Source organism: Pseudomonas sp. R2-7-07, assembly GCF_003852355.1.
Lineage (GTDB): Bacteria > Pseudomonadota > Gammaproteobacteria > Pseudomonadales > Pseudomonadaceae > Aquipseudomonas.
In genome coordinates, this window is sequence record NZ_CP027759.1 from 1959816 (window position 1) to 1977223 (window position 17408).

The window sequence follows — 17408 nt, forward strand, 5'->3', positions numbered from 1 at the left end:
GCGAGGGAGCTTGCTCCCGCTGGACTGCGCAGCAGTCCCATCTTTGGGGCCGCTTCGCGGCCCAGCGGGAGCAAGCTCCCTCGCCACAGGTACAGTGTTCGCCCTTAACTGACTGGCATTAGGGCAAGCCCCTGCCTCCTATTGGCCGTCCAGGTCATGCAGTTGAACCTGCAGTGCCCGTTCCAGCTCGAGCATGAGCTTTTCCAGGGATTTGACCCCCGTCTCGATCACTCGCCGATCATCGTTGCGCGAGCAGGCCTGCTCCAGTGTTTCGCACTGCCCGGCCAAGGCATTGGCTTGGACTATGCGTGCGGCCCCCTTGATCTTGTGGGCCTGTTCGATGATGTCGGTGGATGAAGCCTTGCGATCCAGCAGCGCAATGAGTGCCTGACGATCATCAACGCTGCTGGTCAGCAGTTCTTCGAGCAGGCGTCGACTCAATTGCGAATCCCCTCCGGTCAGCGCGTCCAGGCATCCCAGGTCCAGCTGCGGGCTCGTGGGCTGGGGGATGATCTGTGCCAACTGCCGTTCCAGCACGGTGAGGCTGATAGGTTTGAACAGGCAGTCATCCATGCCCGCTTCCATGCAGCGTTGTCTTTCCTCCGGTTGTGCATTGGCGGTAAACCCCAGTACCACGCAGTGCGCCAACTGTTCGCGTTGCTCGTACTCACGGATGGAACGGCTCAACTCGTAGCCATTCATGATGGGCATGTTGCAGTCGGCGATCACCAGGTCGAACTGTTCCTGGCGCCAGGCCTGGAACCCGGCGGCACCATGCTCGGCGGCAGTGAATTGATGACCCAGGTAGCCCAGTTGCTGGCACATCAGCAGGCGGTTCGCCGGATGGTCGTCTACTACCAGTACATTGAGCACCGGGGTAGAGACCGGCTTCGCAGGCGTGTGTTCACCCTGGGGGGTGATCGGATGCAGGCGCGGCATTTTCAGGTTGACGTGCACCTGGGTGCCGACCATGGGCACGCTGCTCAGGCTCAGCTGGCCGCCCATCATTGCGCAAAGGCTGCGGCAGATCACCAAGCCCAGGCCGGCACCGCTTCTGGCCAGGTGCCCGGAATTGTCGGCCTGGGCGAACGGCTCGAACAGGCGCAGTTGGTCGTCCCGGTTGATGCCGATACCGGTGTCTTCCACGACCAGCTTCACGTCGACCTGTTCCTGGGTCTGGCTCGGTTGCACCTCCACCTTGATTTTCACCTGGCCGTGTTCGGTGAACTTGATGGCGTTGCTCACAAGATTGGACAGCACTTGCTTGAAGCGCAGCGGGTCTATGAGGACTTCGATGTCGTTCAGGTCGGGCTTGAACTCCAGTAGCAGGCTGAGGGTTTTCTGGCGCGCAAGACCGTCAAACACGCGTACCACGGACTCGATCACCTCGCGCAGATTGACGCGTTCCGGCGCCAGGCTGAGACGGCCGGACTCAATGCGCGCGATGTCGAGAATGTCGCCTATCAGCTCCAGGAGATCCTTGGCTGAGTTGTAGGCCACTTCTATCGCCGGACGGTCGAGATGCCCTTGGTCGGCCCGCTTGAGCGTCAGTTCGAGCATGCCGATCACGGCGTTCATGGGGGTGCGGATCTCGTGGCTCATGGTGGCAAGGAACGTGCTTTTGGCGCGGTTGGCCTCGTCGGCGCGCTCTTTGGCGGCGCGCAGTTCATCGAACAACTGACGCCGTTCACTGATGTCGATCCAGCCGCCGATGATGCCCTGGACTTCGCCAGTGGAATCGCGGTAGGGCAGGATCCAGTGGTAGATCGTCAGCTTCCTCTCCTCGATATGCAGGGTGCGGTCCAGAATCAATGGATTGCCCTCAGCCACCACCCGCAGGTAGTCGGCATGGTACTGCGCTGCTTCGGGCGCGAGGGCCATGCTCATCTGGGTCACGCTTTTGCCGATCACGTCCTCCCGCTTGACGTCGAAGGCCTGCAGATAACTGTCGTTGCAGGTTTGCAGCAAGCCATTACGGTCGCGTACATAGATGGGGTGCGGTGTTTCGTTGACCAGCGCGCGCATGAATTCGAACTGATCGTTGAGGGCGCGCTCGGCCATTTTTCGTTGCCTGATCTGGCGCCGCATGTAGGCATTCCAGGTCAGGGAAATCAGGAGCAGCAAACCGGTACCGATGACGATTTTGGCAATCAGTTGGTTGTAATTGCGCCAGTAGCTATCGGATTCGACTGTGTAGCCACGCCAGCGACTGTTGATCACCCCCATTTCATCCGGGGCGATACTGAGCAGCGCTTTATCGAGGATCGAGCCCAACTCGGTGGCATGGCGAGAGGTGGCCAGGGCGAACGTCGCTGGCGTGGTGCCAATACTCGTGGTGATCTGCAGCTTGTCCCGGAAAACCTTCGAGGACAGGAAATAGTTAGCGATCAACAGTGTGTTCACAGCGCCATCCACTTGCCCTTGTGCAAGCAACTCGGAGGCCCTGAAGGTATCGCCGGTTTCCACCAGTTGAATCTGCGGAAAGTCTTTGCGCAGGATTTCGGCCAGCGGAGTGCCCAGAGTCACCGCCAGGCGCTTGCCCGCCATCTGCTCCAGGTTCAGCGGTGCTCCGGGTTCTTTGCGGGTCAATAGCACGTACGAGTTTTCCAGGTAGGGACGGCTGAAATTCAGCTGCGCCTCCCGTTGGTTACTCGGCACGATCGCCCCGATCATATCGACTTTCTGCGTGGCGACCTGCTCGATCATATCGTCGACTTTACGTCCGCGCTGCACCGCAAAACGCAAGCCGGTCCGCAAGCGAATGAGTTCAAGAAGGTCGGCGGTGATGCCGCGAAAATTGCCCTCCGCATCGAAGAAGGTGAGCGGGGCAAAGGTTTCATTCACGATGACCGTTACCACCGGGTGCGCCTTCAACCAGCGTTCTTCGCGCGGGGTCAGTTGCAGTTTCTCGTCGGTCAGCAAGATATCGCTGCCGGCGCTCCAACGCTTGGCGATGCTATCCCGCTCATTGATGGGCACGGCCGCCAGCACCGTGTCGACAATGCTCAGGAGAACGAGGTTGTCGTGGCGCAGGGCAAAGCTGAAGCCATAGGCCTCATGCTTGCCGAAGTTGGCCATGCGAACGTTTTTGAGGTAGCCCTTGTTAATCATGAAGTGGGTGGAAATCGTATCGCCAAGAAATACATCCGCCTGGTCAAACGCCACTGCATTCAGGGCATTTTGATAAGAGGGATAGGTGCGGATATCCGCCTTGGGGTACAGCTTCTCCACTTCATCGAACGGCAGGTAATGATAGACGAGGCTCAAGCGCAGCCCTTCAAGGCCATCGCTGAGGCTGCGGGTTTCCCCCTCGCGAGTGACCAGTACAGGCTGGTCCACGGCGTAAGGTGCCGACAATGTGAGATTGGGGTTCGCGGCCTCAAAGCCGTTGGAGGAGCCCAGCAAATCGATGTCGCCAGCTTCGAGGGCTTGAATGGCGGCCACCCGGGTAGGGTAGCGCAGGACCTTCACCGGTATGGCCAGTGCCTTGGCCAGCAGGCCTGCATAATCTGCGGTAAGGCCTTCGTAATCGCGACCACTGGAGGTGAGGTCGAACGGCGGGTAGTCAGGCGCGGCAGTACCCAGCACCAGTTCGCGCTTGTATTGCAGCCACTGGCGCTGGGTCCTGTCCAGTTGAGTGTTCAGTTGAACGATTCCGGCGCGGCTCAATAAAGTGAAGTGTTGCGGGTCGGTGGAGTCGTCCGCAAGCACGGTAGTGCTGAAGTACAAACCGGCACTCAATATGATCAAATAGTCCTTGATACGGCTGGGCATCCGTTTTCTCACACTAGCGCGTTTCGTTTTGCCATCTCGATGAGCTCGACTAAAGACTGGGCTTTTAGTTTTTGCATTAGTCGCTTTTTATACGTGCTGACGGTTTTATTACTCAGGAACATGCCCTTGGCTATTTCTTTGTTGGTGCGGCCTTGTGCAAAAAGTTGCAAGACCATGAGTTCTCGGTCGTTAACAGCCCTGAACAAGTCCAGCTCCTGCGTGTCCATGCCTTCCGTTCCATTTGCATTCAATGCCTGGCTGGGGAAGTAGTTGTACCCGGATAGTACGGCGCGGATAGCACTCAGTAGTTCACTCAGGTCGCCTTCCTTGCAGACGTAACCGTCCGCGCCCGAACGCATGCAGCGCGTGGCAAACAGCGTCGGGCATTGGGCGGTAAGTACCAGGGTTTTCATCGAAGTGTTCATGGCGTTGAATCGGCAGAGAACTTCGAGGCCGTCAAGTTTCGGAATGCTGATGTCCAGGATTACCAAGTCCGGCAGGCATTCGCGGACCATTTGTATGGCGTCGCACCCGTTATCCGTTTCTCCAACGACTTTGTAACCTTCATGTTCCAATAACATTCTGATGGCGAGCCGTATAACGGGGTGGTCGTCGATAATAAAAACGGTGTTCATAATCACATTCCATGCAGGTGCAAATAAAGCATTCACATTAGCTCAGAAGACGAGGCAGCAGCATGAAGCGTGGGGGCGACAAGCGCAAAACAGGAAGTTTCCTACACAAAGAAAGGCATAGGCCTACGAGTTGCTAGGTAATTGTGACACTAAGTGTGTGTGTTTTCAGGGCGGTTGGCGTAGCTAACGGTCACGGGTATTTTGCGACGGCTCTCTCGTTGTTTTTCGCAATTACTAAGGTATAAATTCCTACACTTATAATGGGTGAGTTGAACTCATTAAACGCTCAAGTTCATCTTTATTTAACGGTTTTGATAAACAACCCAGAAGTGGCAGATTACGCTGCGCAGCTTGTGCGGTCAGTTTGAGTAATTCCGTCGTTGGTAGCCCGCTCAATAGAATCGCTCGGGTAATAAACTGACCACGGCTGGCGATTTCTACCAACTCAAGTCCGGGCAGGTCGGGCAGGCATTGGTCGCATAACATCAAGTCGAAGGGGAATTCAGACTGGGTCATGGTGCGTATGGCCTGTTCGGCATTTTCGACGGGGGTGAGCTGGTGGAAGCCGAAGCTTCTAAGCAAGCATTGGGTGGCGAGGAGTTGAAAAGGGTGATCCTCCACCAAAAGAATACGAAGGGGATAGTTGGGCATAGAGAGTACACAGTGAGTCAAGCGTCGATGGGAGCGTAGGAACTGCTCGTCTTGTCTGCGATGGCGTGCGTGATTATTCCTCGGGAATATGTACGAATTCGATCAGGCCGCTCTGTTCCCATCGTAGGGCGATTCGTTTCAGGCAACAGAGCGAGTCGATCGAGTCGTTATTGAGGGCTGGAGCGCCCGGTCATCTCTCGCGCCATCTCGGTGGCATAGCTGTCGGTCATGCCGGCGATGAAGTCGATCATGCGCAGGAACGAGGCGTGCAACGGCCAGGCAGGGTCCGGCGCGCTGTTGCCCAGCAAGTCAAGAATGCGCCGGTGCTTGAACGACGGCGTACGCCCGCCGTGTTGCTCCAACGCCGCACCGCAAAAAGCGTTCAGCAGAATTTCCAGGGTGGTGTAGGCGCCGATTTCATGCAGGGTCTTGCGTTTGTCCTGGAAGATTTTCTTGCGCGCCATGTCTTTGGCATCCAGTACGCAACGCTTCGCCGGACCGTGCATATGCTCAACCAGGTCGCCAGGCAGGGTGCCGGCAAGCAGGGCGTCCTGTTGTTCGACGAATGCGCGCGCCGCTGCGTTGGTCAGGTGCTCGATGGCCTTGCCGCGCAGGATCGCCAGCTTACGCCGACGGGAATCCTGCGGGCCCAATTGTCGATACGTCTGCGGCAGGTCATCACCCACCAGGTCGAGCAGCAGTGACTCGACTTCGGCGTACTCCAGCAAGTCCATCTCCAGGCCATCTTCCAGGTCAATCAGCGCATAGCAGATGTCGTCGGCGGCTTCCATCAAGTACACCAACGGGTGGCGGGCCCAGCGTTGCTCCTCCAGTTGAGGCAGGCCGAGTTTATGCGCGATCTGTTCCAGAATCGGCAGCTCGCTCTGGTAGCAGCCGAACTTGTGTTTCTTATAGCCCAGCGAGTCCGCGTGGCGGGCAGTCCAGGGGTACTTGAGGTAAGTGCCCAAGGTGGCATAGGTCAGCCGCGTGCCGCCGTCGAATTGATGATATTCAAGCTGGGTCAATACGCGGAAACCCTGGGCGTTGCCTTCAAAGTTGAGGAAGTCATTGCGCTCGGCGTTGCTCATGTCATCCAGCCAGCCGCGCCCGGCGGCCTGCTGGAACCAGTGGCGAATGGCGTCTTCGCCGGAGTGCCCGAATGGCGGATTGCCGATGTCATGGGCGAGGCAGGCCGATTGCACCACCATGCCCAAATCGCTTGGATCGCACCAGTCGGGCAGGGCGCCGCGCAACGTTTCACCGACGCGCATGCCAAGGGAGCGGCCCACACAGCTGACTTCCAGCGAGTGAGTCAGGCGCGTGTGGATATGGTCGTTGCTCGAAACCGGATGCACTTGGGTCTTGCGGCCCAGGCGACGGAAAGCGCCGGAAAAAATAATGCGATCATGGTCTTTGTGAAAAGGGCTGCGGCCCAGCTCTTCAGGGCTATGCAGGGGCTTGCCAAGACGTTCGCGGGTCAGCAGGGTAGGCCAATCCAAGGCAGGTACTCTCCGTACGGTGAATGACACCTGCAGCTTCCCGTTTCCACGCGGGCGGGGCAAGCGGAAATCTTCAGGTGGACAGCGGCAAACAACAGGCGCTGACCGCCGTTGCGCAGTTGCCCGGCGGTCAGGTTGTAGCGTGGGGCCAGCGAGCGGGGCTTATTTTCTGCGCGAAGCGCCTTGCATGGCCAGTTTGATCAGCGGGATCAACCCGGCACCCAGCCGTACCAGGCGCGTCACGCTGCTGATGCTGCCGCCCTTGGCGCCCTTGCCGGTGAAGAACCCCATCAATGTCACCGCCGCCACGCCCCACAGCGGCGCGTGCTTGATGCCCAGGCTGTCTTGCCAGTTGTGACGCAGGTCGCGCACTTTGTGCAGCGGCGCCATCAGTTGCTGGGACTCGTGACGGATTTCCTGACGGTGCATTTCCATGCGCAGGCGGATCAACGCCTTGCGCATCTCCCGACGGGACGAGTTTTGCGGGATTTCAGGCAGGCTCATGGCAACAGGCGCTCCCGGTCATTGGCCAATTCTTCGAGGGTGGCGTGGAAGGGCGTGGACTCATCGAACACTGCCGCTTTCAAACGTACCCCGCAGAATGCTGCGGCCAGGCTGTAAAACACGCACAGACAGATGATCCCGGTCAGGCGGTAGCCGGTGTCCCATACCAGGATCATCACCAACGTCGATAGGCCTACCAGTAACAGCAGGGCAAACACCAAGGCCAAGCCGGCAAACAGCAGCAGGCTGACCGTGCGTGCCTTCTGTTCCTGTAACTCGATGCCAAACAGTTCGACATGGCTGTGCAGTAAGCCGAGCACGGCAGCGCCCAGGCGGCGGGAGGTGGTACCTGCGCCCTTAGACGAGCTGGATTCGTCGATAGCCATGATATTAACGCCTGGTAGCCAACAGACCGATCAAAAAGCCCACGCCCGCCGCAATGCCGACAGACTGCCATGGGTTGGCCTGCACGTAATCTTCGGTTGCGGTAATGGCCGCCTGCCCGCGCTCGCGCAGGGAGTCTTCGGTCAATTGCAGGGTTTCGCGGGCCTTGAGCAGGCTTTCGTGAATCTTGGTGCGCAGCTCATCGGCCTGGTCACCGGCCAGGATGGCAGTGTCGTCCAGCAACCTTTCAGTATCGCTGACCAGGGTCTGGAAATCCGCCATCAGTATTTCTTGAGCAGTCTTTGCTGTTTTGCCGGCCATGGTTATCTCCGTGTGTGGCTGTTCTGTACGTGTGGTTTCGAGTCGCCGGGTTCGCCGAAGGTTCACTGCGATTGTGTGGTACAGCTTTTGCTTTGCCTTGGTGCGCATGCCCTGGGGCCTGCGCTGAATCCGGGCGGTCGAGGTGAAAACCTTGAAAAACCTTACCCTAATTAACTGAAACTCGCGCAAATACCCCGTCGGGGAGCGCCGGTTGTGTTGATCGCTGCGCTAAAGCAGTTCACGTCCTCTGAAGAAGGACGGCGGCTTTGGTGCCAATTTGGTGCGATCAACCCCGGCTTGAACCGCTTTGGTGCTGTTTGCCTTACCGCAGGCCTGCCAACCTCCATGGAAAATCTGCAAAGTGCGGTGGACACCCTTGTCCATAGCTCCAACACCCTGTTCATCCTGATCGGCGCGGTCATGGTCCTGGCCATGCACGCCGGTTTCGCCTTTCTGGAAGTCGGTACGGTGCGCCAGAAGAATCAGGTCAACGCGTTGTCGAAAATCCTCAGCGACTTCGCGATCTCCACCCTGGCTTATTTCTTTATAGGCTATTGGATCTCCTATGGGGTCAGCTTCATGCAGCCGGCGGCGGTGATCAGCGCGGATCATGGCTACGGCCTGGTGAAGTTTTTCTTCCTGCTGACCTTTGCCGCCGCGATCCCGGCGATCATTTCCGGGGGGATTGCCGAGCGCGCGAAGTTCGCGCCGCAGTTGTGCGCGACGGCATTGATCGTGGCGTTCATCTACCCGTTCTTCGAAGGCATGGTGTGGAACGGCAACTTCGGCCTGCAAGCCTGGCTGCTCGCGACCTTTGGCGCCAGCTTCCATGACTTCGCCGGGTCCGTGGTGGTCCATGCCATGGGCGGCTGGCTGGCGTTGGCGGCGGTGCTGTTGCTCGGCCCGCGCAACGGACGTTACCGCGAAGGGCGCCTGGTGGCGTTTGCTCCCTCGAGCATTCCGTTCCTGGCGTTGGGCTCGTGGATCCTGATCGTGGGCTGGTTCGGTTTTAACGTGATGAGCGCGCAAACCCTCGATGGCGTCAGCGGCCTGGTGGCGGTCAACTCGTTGATGGCCATGGTCGGCGGCACCGTCGCCGCGCTGGTAATCGGCCGCAATGACCCCGGCTTCCTGCACAACGGCCCGCTGGCCGGGCTGGTGGCGATCTGTGCCGGTTCCGACCTGATGCATCCGGTGGGCGCGTTGGTCACCGGTGTGGTCGCGGGGGGCTTGTTCGTGTGGTGCTTCATGGCGGCCCAGGACCGTTGGAAAATCGATGACGTGCTGGGCGTATGGCCACTGCATGGCCTGTGTGGGGTATGGGGCGGCATTGCCTGCGGGATCTTCGGGCAGACGGCGCTGGGTGGGTTGGGCGGTGTGAGCCTGGTCAGTCAGTTGATCGGCACTGCCCTCGGTGTCGCCGTGGCGCTGGGCGGCGGCCTGCTGGTGTACGGTGTGATCAAGCGCGTGTGCGGGCTGCGCCTGAGCCAGGAAGAGGAGTATTACGGGGCGGACTTGTCGATCCACAAGATCGGCGCTGTCAGCCAGGACTGATCGGCGCGCCGGTTGCCCAATGTTGGGTTTAGAATGGTGGCGTGTTTTCCATTCGAGTTGATTTGCCATGCTTCCTGAATGCCAGCTGTTCGGCACCCTGGGTTGCCATCTGTGTGAAATTGCCGAAGCCGAAATCATGCCGCTCGTCGAACACGGGTTACTCGTGGAGCTGGTGGATATCACTGATCCCGACGACTTGACCGAGGTCTACGGCCTGCGGATTCCGGTGCTTAGACGGGTGGACACCGGGGCTGAACTGGATTGGCCGTTCGACGCCGAGCAGGTGGTCGCTTTCCTGCGCTGATGTTTAGGCCATGGCGGGGTCTCCAATATTACGTTACTGTATGTTTGTACAGCGATGAATAGAGGGAACGCCCGTGGTGAATGTCGAACAACTGAAAAGCAGCGTCAATCGCATGTCCGCCGACGTCGTGCGCGATGCGGTGAGCGAGCTGCGCCTCGATGGCCTGGTCACGGAAGGCAAGACGCCCTTCAACAAAGTGCATTTCAATACCTGCTTTGCGGAAATCGAGGCGCTGTTCCAGCGTGCCGGTTATCACAAGCAGTTGGATGTGGTGGGTTACCAGGGCTTGCTCTACGCCCTGTACGATCCGGGCCGTTGGGAGGCCGTAGACGTGCTGCGCTGGCTCAAGGAGTTTACCGACGCGGCGAGCGCTTCGAAGGTTTTGCGCACGCAATTGGTCAAGGCCTGAGATCTCTCCTAGGCTCAATCCCGCGCCATGCGGGATAATACCTGCCTGTTTATTCCAGGCTTTGAGCATCTGCATGTCCACTTCCGGTTTTTCCCCGTCACAGCACCAAGCCAGCACCTTATACCTGCCGCCTGGCCCGTGGGCGACGGTGCTCGATTGCCTGTGCGATCATTTCCCGGCAATCGCCCGTGAACACTGGCTGGACCGCATTGCTCGTGGCCGGGTGCTGGATATCAACGGTCGCCCCATCCGCCTGGACCTGGCGTACAAGGAAGGCCTGTGCATTTATTACTTTCGCGAAGTGCCCAACGAGAAAGTAATCCCGGTACAGGAAACCATCCTGTACGCCGATGAACACTTGGTGGTGGCCGACAAACCGCATTTTCTGCCGGTGACCCCCGCCGGCGAGTACGTCGAACAAACCCTGTTGCGCCGTTTGATCCGGCGTCTGGACAATCCCGCCCTGGTGCCCCTGCACCGCATCGACCGGCATACCGCAGGGCTGGTGCTGTTCTCGGCCAATCCCGACAGCCGCGCGGCCTATCAGCAGCTGTTTCCCACGCGGCGCATCGATAAATTCTACGAAGCCATTGCCCCGGCCTTACCTGATCTGGCCTTCCCGCTGGTGCACAAGAGCCGGCTGGTGGACGGCGAACCGTTCTTCCGCATGCAGGAAGGCCCCGGTGCCAGCAATACCGAAACGGCAGTGGAAGTGCGCGAGAAACACGGCGATTTATGGCGCTATGGCCTGTTCCCGGTCACCGGCAAGAAGCACCAGTTGCGCGTCCACATGACTGCGCTCGGGGCGAGCATCTGCAATGACCCGTTCTATCCCAACGTGATCAAGGACGCGGTGGACGACTACGCCAACCCGCTCAAGTTGCTGGCCCAGGGCGTACGTTTCATCGACCCGGTCAGCGGCCAGCAACGCACCTTTCGCAGCGAAATCACCCTGGACTGGTAAACGCCAGAAACGACAAGGCCCGCGCGAGGCGGGCCTTGTGTGCAAGCGCTGGCTTACAGGTCTTTAACGGTACGAACCTGATCTTTGTTGATACGGGTGTGTTTGCCGTCCAACTGCTCGAATTCGTAGAAGCCCGAATCTTCATCGTATTTCGGGGTGTCGACGGCCTGGATTTCGCGACCGTCATTCAGGGTGATCACTGTTGGCGAAGCGCAACCGGCGAGGGTGGCGAGGCCCAGTGCAAGCATGAGAGCGGCGATGGTCCGTTGAGTCATGAGTGTGTCTCCGAGAGAATACTTTTGAAATGCTGACCTTGTGACGTGTGCAACGCCGGCAAAGTTCCTGATGCAAGACTCATTCTGACACGCCAGCCTGTGGGTGCAACAGCTCGGGGGTATTAAGATTGGCCAGGCGCGGGTCATCGGTGGCGCATTCGAGCGCCACGCCACCCAGTTGCAGGAAAATTTTCCGCGGGCTGCGTTCGCCCGCTTGCCAGGCTCGTTCCACTTGTTCTTTAAGGGCGGTGGGGAGGATGCAGAGCAAGGGTTCCCAGAACTCGCCGTGGCGAATCATCACCGGAACCTGCGGGTTGCAGCGCGCTGTGGCACGCAAGTCGGCCAGCAGTCGTGCATCGATGCGCGGCACATCGCAGGGCAGGATCAGCAGATGCCCATGGCGTGCAGCGAACAGTCCCGCGCGGATGCCGGCAAGTGGCCCGGGAAAGTCCGAGCTGTCGTCGCTCACCAGTTGGTCGGCATAGGGCGCATACCGCGCGTGGTTGCGATTGCACGAGATGATCAGGTCGTCCGTCAGCGGCCGCGCCAGGCGTTGCAGGTGCGCAATCAAGGGCTCGCCGCGCCATTCCAGCAGCCCCTTGTCCTGGCCGCCCATGCGTTGGCCACGCCCACCGGCCAACAATAAAATCGAGCAAGGCAGGGGTGAAGATTCAACAGACATGGCGGTTCCGCTGCGGCATGGAAATAGGGGCCTGTGATATAACATCGGGCTGTTCCTTCGACAACCGGACCGTGCCATGAACGCCAAGGCCGATGCGCCCTTCGTACCCCTGAATATCGCTGTATTGACCGTCAGCGACACCCGTACCCTGGACACCGACACGTCGGGCCAGGTCTTCGTCGACCGCCTGACCGCCGCCGGCCACACCCTGGCCGAACGGGTGCTGCTCAAGGACGACCTCTACAAAATTCGCGCCCAGGTTGCCCATTGGATCGCCGAGGACGTGGTGCAGGTCGTGCTGATCACCGGCGGCACCGGCTTCACTGGCCGCGACAGCACGCCCGAAGCGGTGAGCTGCCTGTTGGACAAGCAAGTCGATGGTTTCGGCGAGCTGTTTCGCCAGATATCCGTAGCCGACATCGGCACGTCCACGGTGCAGTCCCGCGCCTTGGCCGGCCTGGCCAATGGCACCCTGGTGTGCTGCCTGCCGGGTTCCACCAATGCGGTGCGCACCGGTTGGGACGGCATCCTGGCGGAACAGCTGGACAACCGTCATCGGCCGTGCAACTTCGTCCCCCACCTGAAACAGGCCGAGCCTTGTGAATCGCGTGGATAAGCCCGGCAAGTCCGGTGCCTTGATGCCGGTGGAAGTGGCCTTGCAGCGTTTGTTGGACATGGCCGACGCGTCGCCGATCCGCGAGCACGAAAGCCTGCGCCTGGCCGAGTGCGATGGCCGCGTATTAGCGCAAGACCTGGTCTCCACCCTCGACCTGCCGCCCTGGCCCAACAGCGCCATGGACGGCTACGCGTTGCGCGTGACGGACTGGACCGGCGAACCCTTGCCGGTCAGCCAACGCATTTTCGCCGGCAATGCGCCAGAGCCTCTGGCGGCCGGCACCTGCGCGCGCATCTTTACCGGCGCGCCGGTGCCCCAGGGTGCGGACTGCGTGGAAATGCAGGAAAACGCGACCCTTCACGGCGATGAGCGCGTGAGTTTCAGCGAGCCGCTGCACGCGGGCCAGAACATCCGCCCACAAGGCCAGGAAACCACGGTCGGCGAGTTGGTGTTGCCCGCGGGCACGCGCCTGGGCCCGATCGAGTTGGGCCTGGCCGCTTCGCTTGGGCGCGATCACCTGGACGTGGTGCGCCGGGTGCGGGTGGCCGTGCTGTCGACCGGCGATGAGCTGATCGAGCCCGGTTTGCCGCTGGGGCCAGGCCAGATCTATAACAGCAACCGCCGCGTGCTGTGCAGTTGGCTGACGCGAATGGGCTGTGAAGTGATCGATGCCGGCATCTTGCCGGACGATCTGCAACAGACGCGTACGCGATTGGCCGGCGTGGGCAGCGTCGACTTGATCCTGTCCACCGGCGGTGTATCCGTGGGCGAGGCGGATTTCCTCGGTATTGCCTTGCGTGAAGAGGGCGAGCTGGCGCTGTGGAAATTGGCGATCAAACCGGGCAAGCCGCTGACCTTCGGGCATTTTCGTGGCGTGCCGGTGATCGGCCTGCCGGGTAACCCCGCGTCGACCCTGGTGACGTTCGCCCTGTTGGCGCGGCCTTACCTGCTGCGCCGCCAAGGTGTGCAAGACGTTGCGCCGCTACGTTTCAAAGTGCCGGTGGGGTTCGTATGGCCCAAACCAGGCAACCGCCGCGAGTATCTGCGCGGGCGTATCGAGCAGGGCCAGGCGCTCATCTACGGCAACCAGAGCTCCGGCGTGTTGCGCAGTGCAGCGTGGGCGCAAGGGTTGGTGGAAGTGCTGGAAGGGACGACCTTGGCGGTGGGCGATCAGGTCAATTTCATTCCGCTGAGTGAAGTCCTGGATTGATTCCGCCTACTCAATGTGGGCCATCGTAAAGGCCTGGGTTCCATCTACTGCAGATGGAACCCAGGCAACGGCTCACATTATCTTCGCAGTTCACGTTTTTCGCGTTTCTGTCGAGCGAGTGCAAACGCAATAACGCCGAATGCCAAAGCGGTGACACCTGCGATGAGCAGTGGACGATCTCTCCAGCCGCCTTCGATCTTCCTCGTCGATTTCGGGTCGGGCTGTTCCAGCGGTGCGTGAAAGCGAACCTCCTTCAAATTGAGGCGCGCGCCGTCATTGAGCGTCAACGTCAGGTCTTCGATAACACCCGCGACCCGCTCAGGGAACACTGGGTCTCCCAGCGCGTCGAGTTCGTCGTACAGGAATTTCTGACCTTCAAGCCATCCTACGGCAGTCATAAGCTCGGGGCTCAAGTAGTATTTTCCATCGAGGAAAAAGCCTGGAAAATGATGAGTTCGCTCCTGGCTCTCGATTAAATACCGCTCCCCTGGCTTCATGCCGGTTGCTGAGTCGATCATGGTCACATCCTCCATTCACTGGTTAAGCGATAGAGGGAGCGTCCAATTGATCGTTCAATCGAAGTGACCGGGAGCCGACGACCCCCTCAGCCAGCCTATTTCGACGCAGCAAAAATTTGAACCGCCCGTGAACGCGCTTACCTAATGATTAGCTTGTGACGAATCGCACAGGCAATTTGCCAATATCGGCATATTCCGAGAGGTGGGGAACGTGGCTAAAGACGAGAAGAAAAGCAAAGGTGAAGGTTCGAAAGCCAGCAAGGAATTGAAAGACAAAAAGTCTTCACCCGCAAAAAAATCCGCAGCGGCATCGGCTCTTTCAAAATCTTCGGAAAAGAAAGACAAGAAAAAAGATGCCGAACCCAAGAAGTCCGTGAAAAAAGCTGACAGCAAGCCAGAAAAGGCGAAGAAGTCAGAGAAGACAGAGAAGAAGTCAGAGAAAGCAGAAAAGCCGGCGAAAAAGAAAAAATGATACCTGCTAGGGCCTCGTGCCCTAGCTTCTCCAAGCTCGGGGTCTTCGATTCCTGGGGTTCATCAACTTTGAACTAATCATGACGCCCATCCCCCTAACGCTGTGCAGATAACCCCTGGCTTGGGTCGACCCTGAGCTGATCAATGACACGCAAAGGTGTGGTGAATCATGAAGAGTGAACAAGCAGAAGGTGTTGCACAAAAACTCGCCGGCAAGGCACAAAGTGCGGTCGGGAAGTTGTTGGGTGATTCGAAGATCGAAGCAGAAGGTGTTGGTCGACAAGCTGCCGGTCAGCTGTCCCAGACCTATGGCGACGCGCTGGACAGCGTATCTACGTTCGTTAAAGAAAAACCAGTCGCCGCGCTCGCGATTGGCGCGGTGGCCCTGCTGGTGCTGGACCGTCTCCTGCGCCGCTGAGGTTTATCGGCTTGGTCCGATAGCGCAGGTTCAGGTGACTGATACACCGCTATCGGGGCAAGCCTCAACGCCGATCAGTTGAGCGAAAGGGGCTCATTGTAGGAGCGAGCTTGCTCGCGAAAAACGTCCAGGCAACGTGTTCATTCTGGATAAACGCGGGGGCTCTGAGTCTTTCGCGAGCAAGCTCGCTCCTACATAGCAAGCCCCCTCCCATATTTGAATCGGTGTTGGCCTGGCTTTATTCAGTAGTCGTCGCCACGTTCCGTCACATCCCGCTCCACCGGCCCCGCGTCGGGGTCATAGCCCACTGGGAACTTGCCCTTCAAGGTCCAGGCAAACGCGATGATTTCGGCGATCGTGCGGTACAACTCTTCCGGAATACTGTCCCCCAGTTCCATGCGCGCCAGCAGCTTCACCAATTCGGCGTTTTCATAGATAGGCACTTCATTTTCCCGCGCCAGCTTGAGGATCGCTTCAGCCAGGGCCTCATCGCCCTTGGCGGTCAGGGTGGGGGCTTGCTGGCCGTCGTACTTGAGGGCGATCGCCTGGCGGGGAGGTGAGGGGTTCTTCATGCGGTCTCATCCACCCAGCGTTGTTCCAGTCCGGTTTTGGGCCCGCGCGGCGGGGTGCCGAGGTGGCAATCCAGGTCGCCAACGTTAAGCCCGGACGCCACCAGGCGTTCGCGCAGGCTGCCCAGGTGGTTTTCGATCAGGCTGGCGGTAAAGGGCCGTGTCGCCCATAACTGGCTTGAGAGTTTGCCCTGAGTCAGTTGCGCCTGCACCTGCAACGGCCCCAACGGCTCCATATCGAACGCCAGTTCCACGCGCCAGAGCATCTGCTTGGGGTCTTTGCGCTCTTTGCGGTCGGGCTGCTCTTTATCCGCGGGCGGCTCCTCGCGCTGGAATTTCACCTGCAGCGGTACGATGTCCTGCAGGTTGCGCATGGGGATTTCCAGTTGCCAGGTGGTTTGCAGGCGGCCATCGGCGGTGGTGCCGGTCTGTTCCAGGCTCGACAATTGATGGCTCTGTAAGCGCGCGATCGCCCCGGCGGCCAGGCGCAGCAGGTTTTCCAGGTCGCCTTCGCCTTCCAGTTTTGCCATCAGCCGCTCGGGCAGCGGGAAACTCGCGGGCGTCTGACGCGCACTGACCTGACCGAGGGTGCCCAACGGGCTGCGCACAAAATTGGGCAATACCTGGGCCAGGGTATTGGCGGCGAGGATGGCATTCAGATTGGTGCTGGCGGGCAGGGCAGGCAGCAGGTCCGCGACCAAGCGCAGCAGCGCGCCCTTCATGTCCAGCGGTGGTATTTGCGGATTCTGCCCGGCAAGCAGCTTGGCCTCCAGAAAGGCCCCGCTGTTCTGCACCAGTTGCGCCAATACCTTGGGGTTACTGACTTGCGCCAGGTCGGGCAATGCCGCAAGTAAACGCTCGGCCGCCCCACGCAGGTCGGCGGAGGTGCTGTCGCCACGGGGCAGGTTTTGCAGGGCGGTAAACACCGCATCCAGCGAGCCTTGGCGACTTTGCTGGGTCGAGAGCTGCTGCGCGACAGCCAGTTGATCCTTCATGCCGCTCAAGGGCACGAAGCTCAGGGTCTGCGCGTCCTGCACGACCGCGCTGAGCAGGCTGCCAACCCTTAACGGCTGCGGGCTTTCCACGGTGAGGGTGGCAGTGGTCATTGCGTTATTGAGCACGCTCACCAGCGAGCGATAGACCGCCGGCTGCGCGCTGCCCTGGGGCAGCAGCTGGGTGGTCAGCACCTTGGCTTGCAGCAGCGTGCCTACCGGCATTTGGGCGGTGTCGATGCGGGTGAGGGCGGCGACATTGGCGCTCAACGCCTGCTGCAGCGAGAGGGTCAGGTTGCCCGCTTGCGTCTGGCCCACGGCCACGTTACTGCCCAACGGTAACGGCTGGGCGCTGCTGGCTTGCACCAGGGTCTGGCGACCGCCATCAAGCGTCAACTTCAACAGTAACTGAAAGGCTTCGCCGCCTTGTTTAAGCGCGATCACCTCGGCGTTGACGGTTTTTCCAGGCGCGATCAAGCCGGTCTGCGGCTCCAGCAGCTTGAGCAGTTCGCCGGCCGCAGGCAGCGGGGCGGGGCCTGAAGTCGCGGTTGGCGGCAGGGTAGGAAGGTTGATCTCACCGGTCATCGTGCGCATCGTCTCTGGGGAAATTGCCCTCTTTAGAGTAGGGCATCGCATGTATAATGCCGCCCGTCTGCAA

At 59.7% G+C, this 17408-nt stretch carries 19 protein-coding genes and 1 pseudogene; 8 read left to right on the forward strand and 12 right to left on the reverse strand.

All coding sequences use genetic code 11. The features are described 5' to 3' along the window. Positions 1 to 138: 138 nt before the first annotated feature. The 7 genes from C4J86_RS08965 to C4J86_RS08995 all read right to left on the reverse strand — a co-directional run bounded on the left by C4J86_RS08965 (position 139) and on the right by C4J86_RS08995 (position 7768). The gene (locus C4J86_RS08965) at positions 139 to 3774 is read right to left on the reverse strand and encodes a transporter substrate-binding domain-containing protein (RefSeq protein WP_124370139.1); all 3636 of its coding nucleotides are present in this window, start codon (positions 3772 to 3774) and stop codon (positions 139 to 141) included. 8 nt (positions 3775 to 3782) lie between these two features. Continuing rightward, positions 3783 to 4409, reverse strand: coding sequence for a response regulator transcription factor (locus C4J86_RS08970; RefSeq protein ID WP_124366395.1), 627 nt, complete (start codon positions 4407 to 4409; stop codon positions 3783 to 3785). Positions 4410 to 4664: 255 nt separating this feature from the next. Next, positions 4665 to 5060 carry a response regulator gene (locus C4J86_RS08975; protein ID WP_124370140.1) on the reverse strand — a complete coding sequence of 132 codons (396 nt, stop codon included), beginning with the start codon at positions 5058 to 5060 and terminating at the stop codon, positions 4665 to 4667. Between the two features lie 167 nt (positions 5061 to 5227). Beyond that, a complete protein-coding gene (locus C4J86_RS08980) occupies positions 5228 to 6559 on the reverse strand; it encodes a deoxyguanosinetriphosphate triphosphohydrolase (RefSeq protein WP_124361928.1) in 1332 nt (443 codons plus the stop codon). Positions 6560 to 6721: 162 nt separating this feature from the next. Beyond that, on the reverse strand, positions 6722 to 7063 hold the full coding sequence (locus tag C4J86_RS08985) for a hypothetical protein (RefSeq protein WP_124361929.1): 342 nt from the start codon (positions 7061 to 7063) through the stop codon (positions 6722 to 6724). Then, positions 7060 to 7449, reverse strand: a complete 390-nt coding sequence (locus C4J86_RS08990; protein WP_124366397.1) for a phage holin family protein — start codon at positions 7447 to 7449, stop codon at positions 7060 to 7062. The genes C4J86_RS08985 and C4J86_RS08990 overlap by 4 nt, the downstream gene beginning before the upstream one ends. 4 nt (positions 7450 to 7453) lie before the next feature. After that, positions 7454 to 7768 (reverse strand): YqjD family protein, encoded by a 315-nt coding sequence (locus C4J86_RS08995; protein ID WP_124361931.1) that lies wholly within the window; start codon positions 7766 to 7768, stop codon positions 7454 to 7456. 345 nt (positions 7769 to 8113) lie between these two features. Between C4J86_RS08995 and C4J86_RS09000 the strand changes: the two genes are divergently transcribed. The 4 genes from C4J86_RS09000 to C4J86_RS09015 all read left to right on the forward strand — a co-directional run bounded on the left by C4J86_RS09000 (position 8114) and on the right by C4J86_RS09015 (position 10999). Next, the gene (locus C4J86_RS09000) at positions 8114 to 9322 is read left to right on the forward strand and encodes an ammonium transporter (protein WP_124370141.1); all 1209 of its coding nucleotides are present in this window, start codon (positions 8114 to 8116) and stop codon (positions 9320 to 9322) included. Between the two features lie 67 nt (positions 9323 to 9389). Beyond that, positions 9390 to 9626 (forward strand): glutaredoxin family protein, encoded by a 237-nt coding sequence (locus C4J86_RS09005; protein ID WP_124370142.1) that lies wholly within the window; start codon positions 9390 to 9392, stop codon positions 9624 to 9626. 73 nt (positions 9627 to 9699) lie between these two features. After that, a complete protein-coding gene (locus C4J86_RS09010) occupies positions 9700 to 10035 on the forward strand; it encodes a transcriptional regulator (protein WP_124370143.1) in 336 nt (111 codons plus the stop codon). Between the two features lie 73 nt (positions 10036 to 10108). Next, positions 10109 to 10999: a pseudouridine synthase gene (locus C4J86_RS09015; RefSeq protein WP_124370144.1), complete on the forward strand. Its 891-nt coding sequence runs from the start codon at positions 10109 to 10111 to the stop codon at positions 10997 to 10999. A gap of 53 nt (positions 11000 to 11052) precedes the next feature. Here the strand turns inward: C4J86_RS09015 and C4J86_RS09020 are convergent, their stop codons facing one another. After that, positions 11053 to 11274: a YgdI/YgdR family lipoprotein gene (locus C4J86_RS09020; RefSeq protein ID WP_003189935.1), complete on the reverse strand. Its 222-nt coding sequence runs from the start codon at positions 11272 to 11274 to the stop codon at positions 11053 to 11055. A gap of 79 nt (positions 11275 to 11353) precedes the next feature. Continuing rightward, positions 11354 to 11956, reverse strand: a complete 603-nt coding sequence (gene mobA / locus C4J86_RS09025; RefSeq protein WP_124366401.1) for a molybdenum cofactor guanylyltransferase MobA — start codon at positions 11954 to 11956, stop codon at positions 11354 to 11356. Positions 11957 to 12032: 76 nt separating this feature from the next. Between mobA and moaB the strand changes: the two genes are divergently transcribed. Together moaB and glp are read left to right on the forward strand one after the other, a co-directional pair. After that, positions 12033 to 12572: a molybdenum cofactor biosynthesis protein B gene (gene moaB / locus C4J86_RS09030; protein ID WP_048729884.1), complete on the forward strand. Its 540-nt coding sequence runs from the start codon at positions 12033 to 12035 to the stop codon at positions 12570 to 12572. Next, positions 12556 to 13782, forward strand: a complete 1227-nt coding sequence (gene glp / locus C4J86_RS09035) for a gephyrin-like molybdotransferase Glp (protein ID WP_124370145.1) — start codon at positions 12556 to 12558, stop codon at positions 13780 to 13782. The genes moaB and glp overlap by 17 nt, the downstream gene beginning before the upstream one ends. A 253-nt stretch (positions 13783 to 14035) precedes the next feature. Here the strand turns inward: glp and C4J86_RS27240 are convergent. After that, positions 14036 to 14300 (reverse strand): annotated as a pseudogene (locus tag C4J86_RS27240) (short-chain dehydrogenase); the annotation flags it as partial. 202 nt (positions 14301 to 14502) lie between these two features. Between C4J86_RS27240 and C4J86_RS09045 the strand changes: the two are divergent. Beyond that, positions 14503 to 14772, forward strand: coding sequence for a hypothetical protein (locus C4J86_RS09045; protein ID WP_164487767.1), 270 nt, complete (start codon positions 14503 to 14505; stop codon positions 14770 to 14772). 168 nt (positions 14773 to 14940) lie between these two features. Further along, positions 14941 to 15189, forward strand: coding sequence for a CsbD family protein (locus C4J86_RS09050; protein WP_124370148.1), 249 nt, complete (start codon positions 14941 to 14943; stop codon positions 15187 to 15189). 242 nt (positions 15190 to 15431) lie between these two features. Here the strand turns inward: C4J86_RS09050 and C4J86_RS09055 are convergent, their stop codons facing one another. Further along, positions 15432 to 15761, reverse strand: coding sequence for an EscU/YscU/HrcU family type III secretion system export apparatus switch protein (locus C4J86_RS09055; protein ID WP_124366406.1), 330 nt, complete (start codon positions 15759 to 15761; stop codon positions 15432 to 15434). Beyond that, positions 15758 to 17335: a flagellar hook-length control protein FliK gene (locus C4J86_RS09060; protein WP_124370149.1), complete on the reverse strand. Its 1578-nt coding sequence runs from the start codon at positions 17333 to 17335 to the stop codon at positions 15758 to 15760. The genes C4J86_RS09055 and C4J86_RS09060 overlap by 4 nt, the downstream gene beginning before the upstream one ends. Between the last annotated feature and the right edge of the window lie 73 nt (positions 17336 to 17408).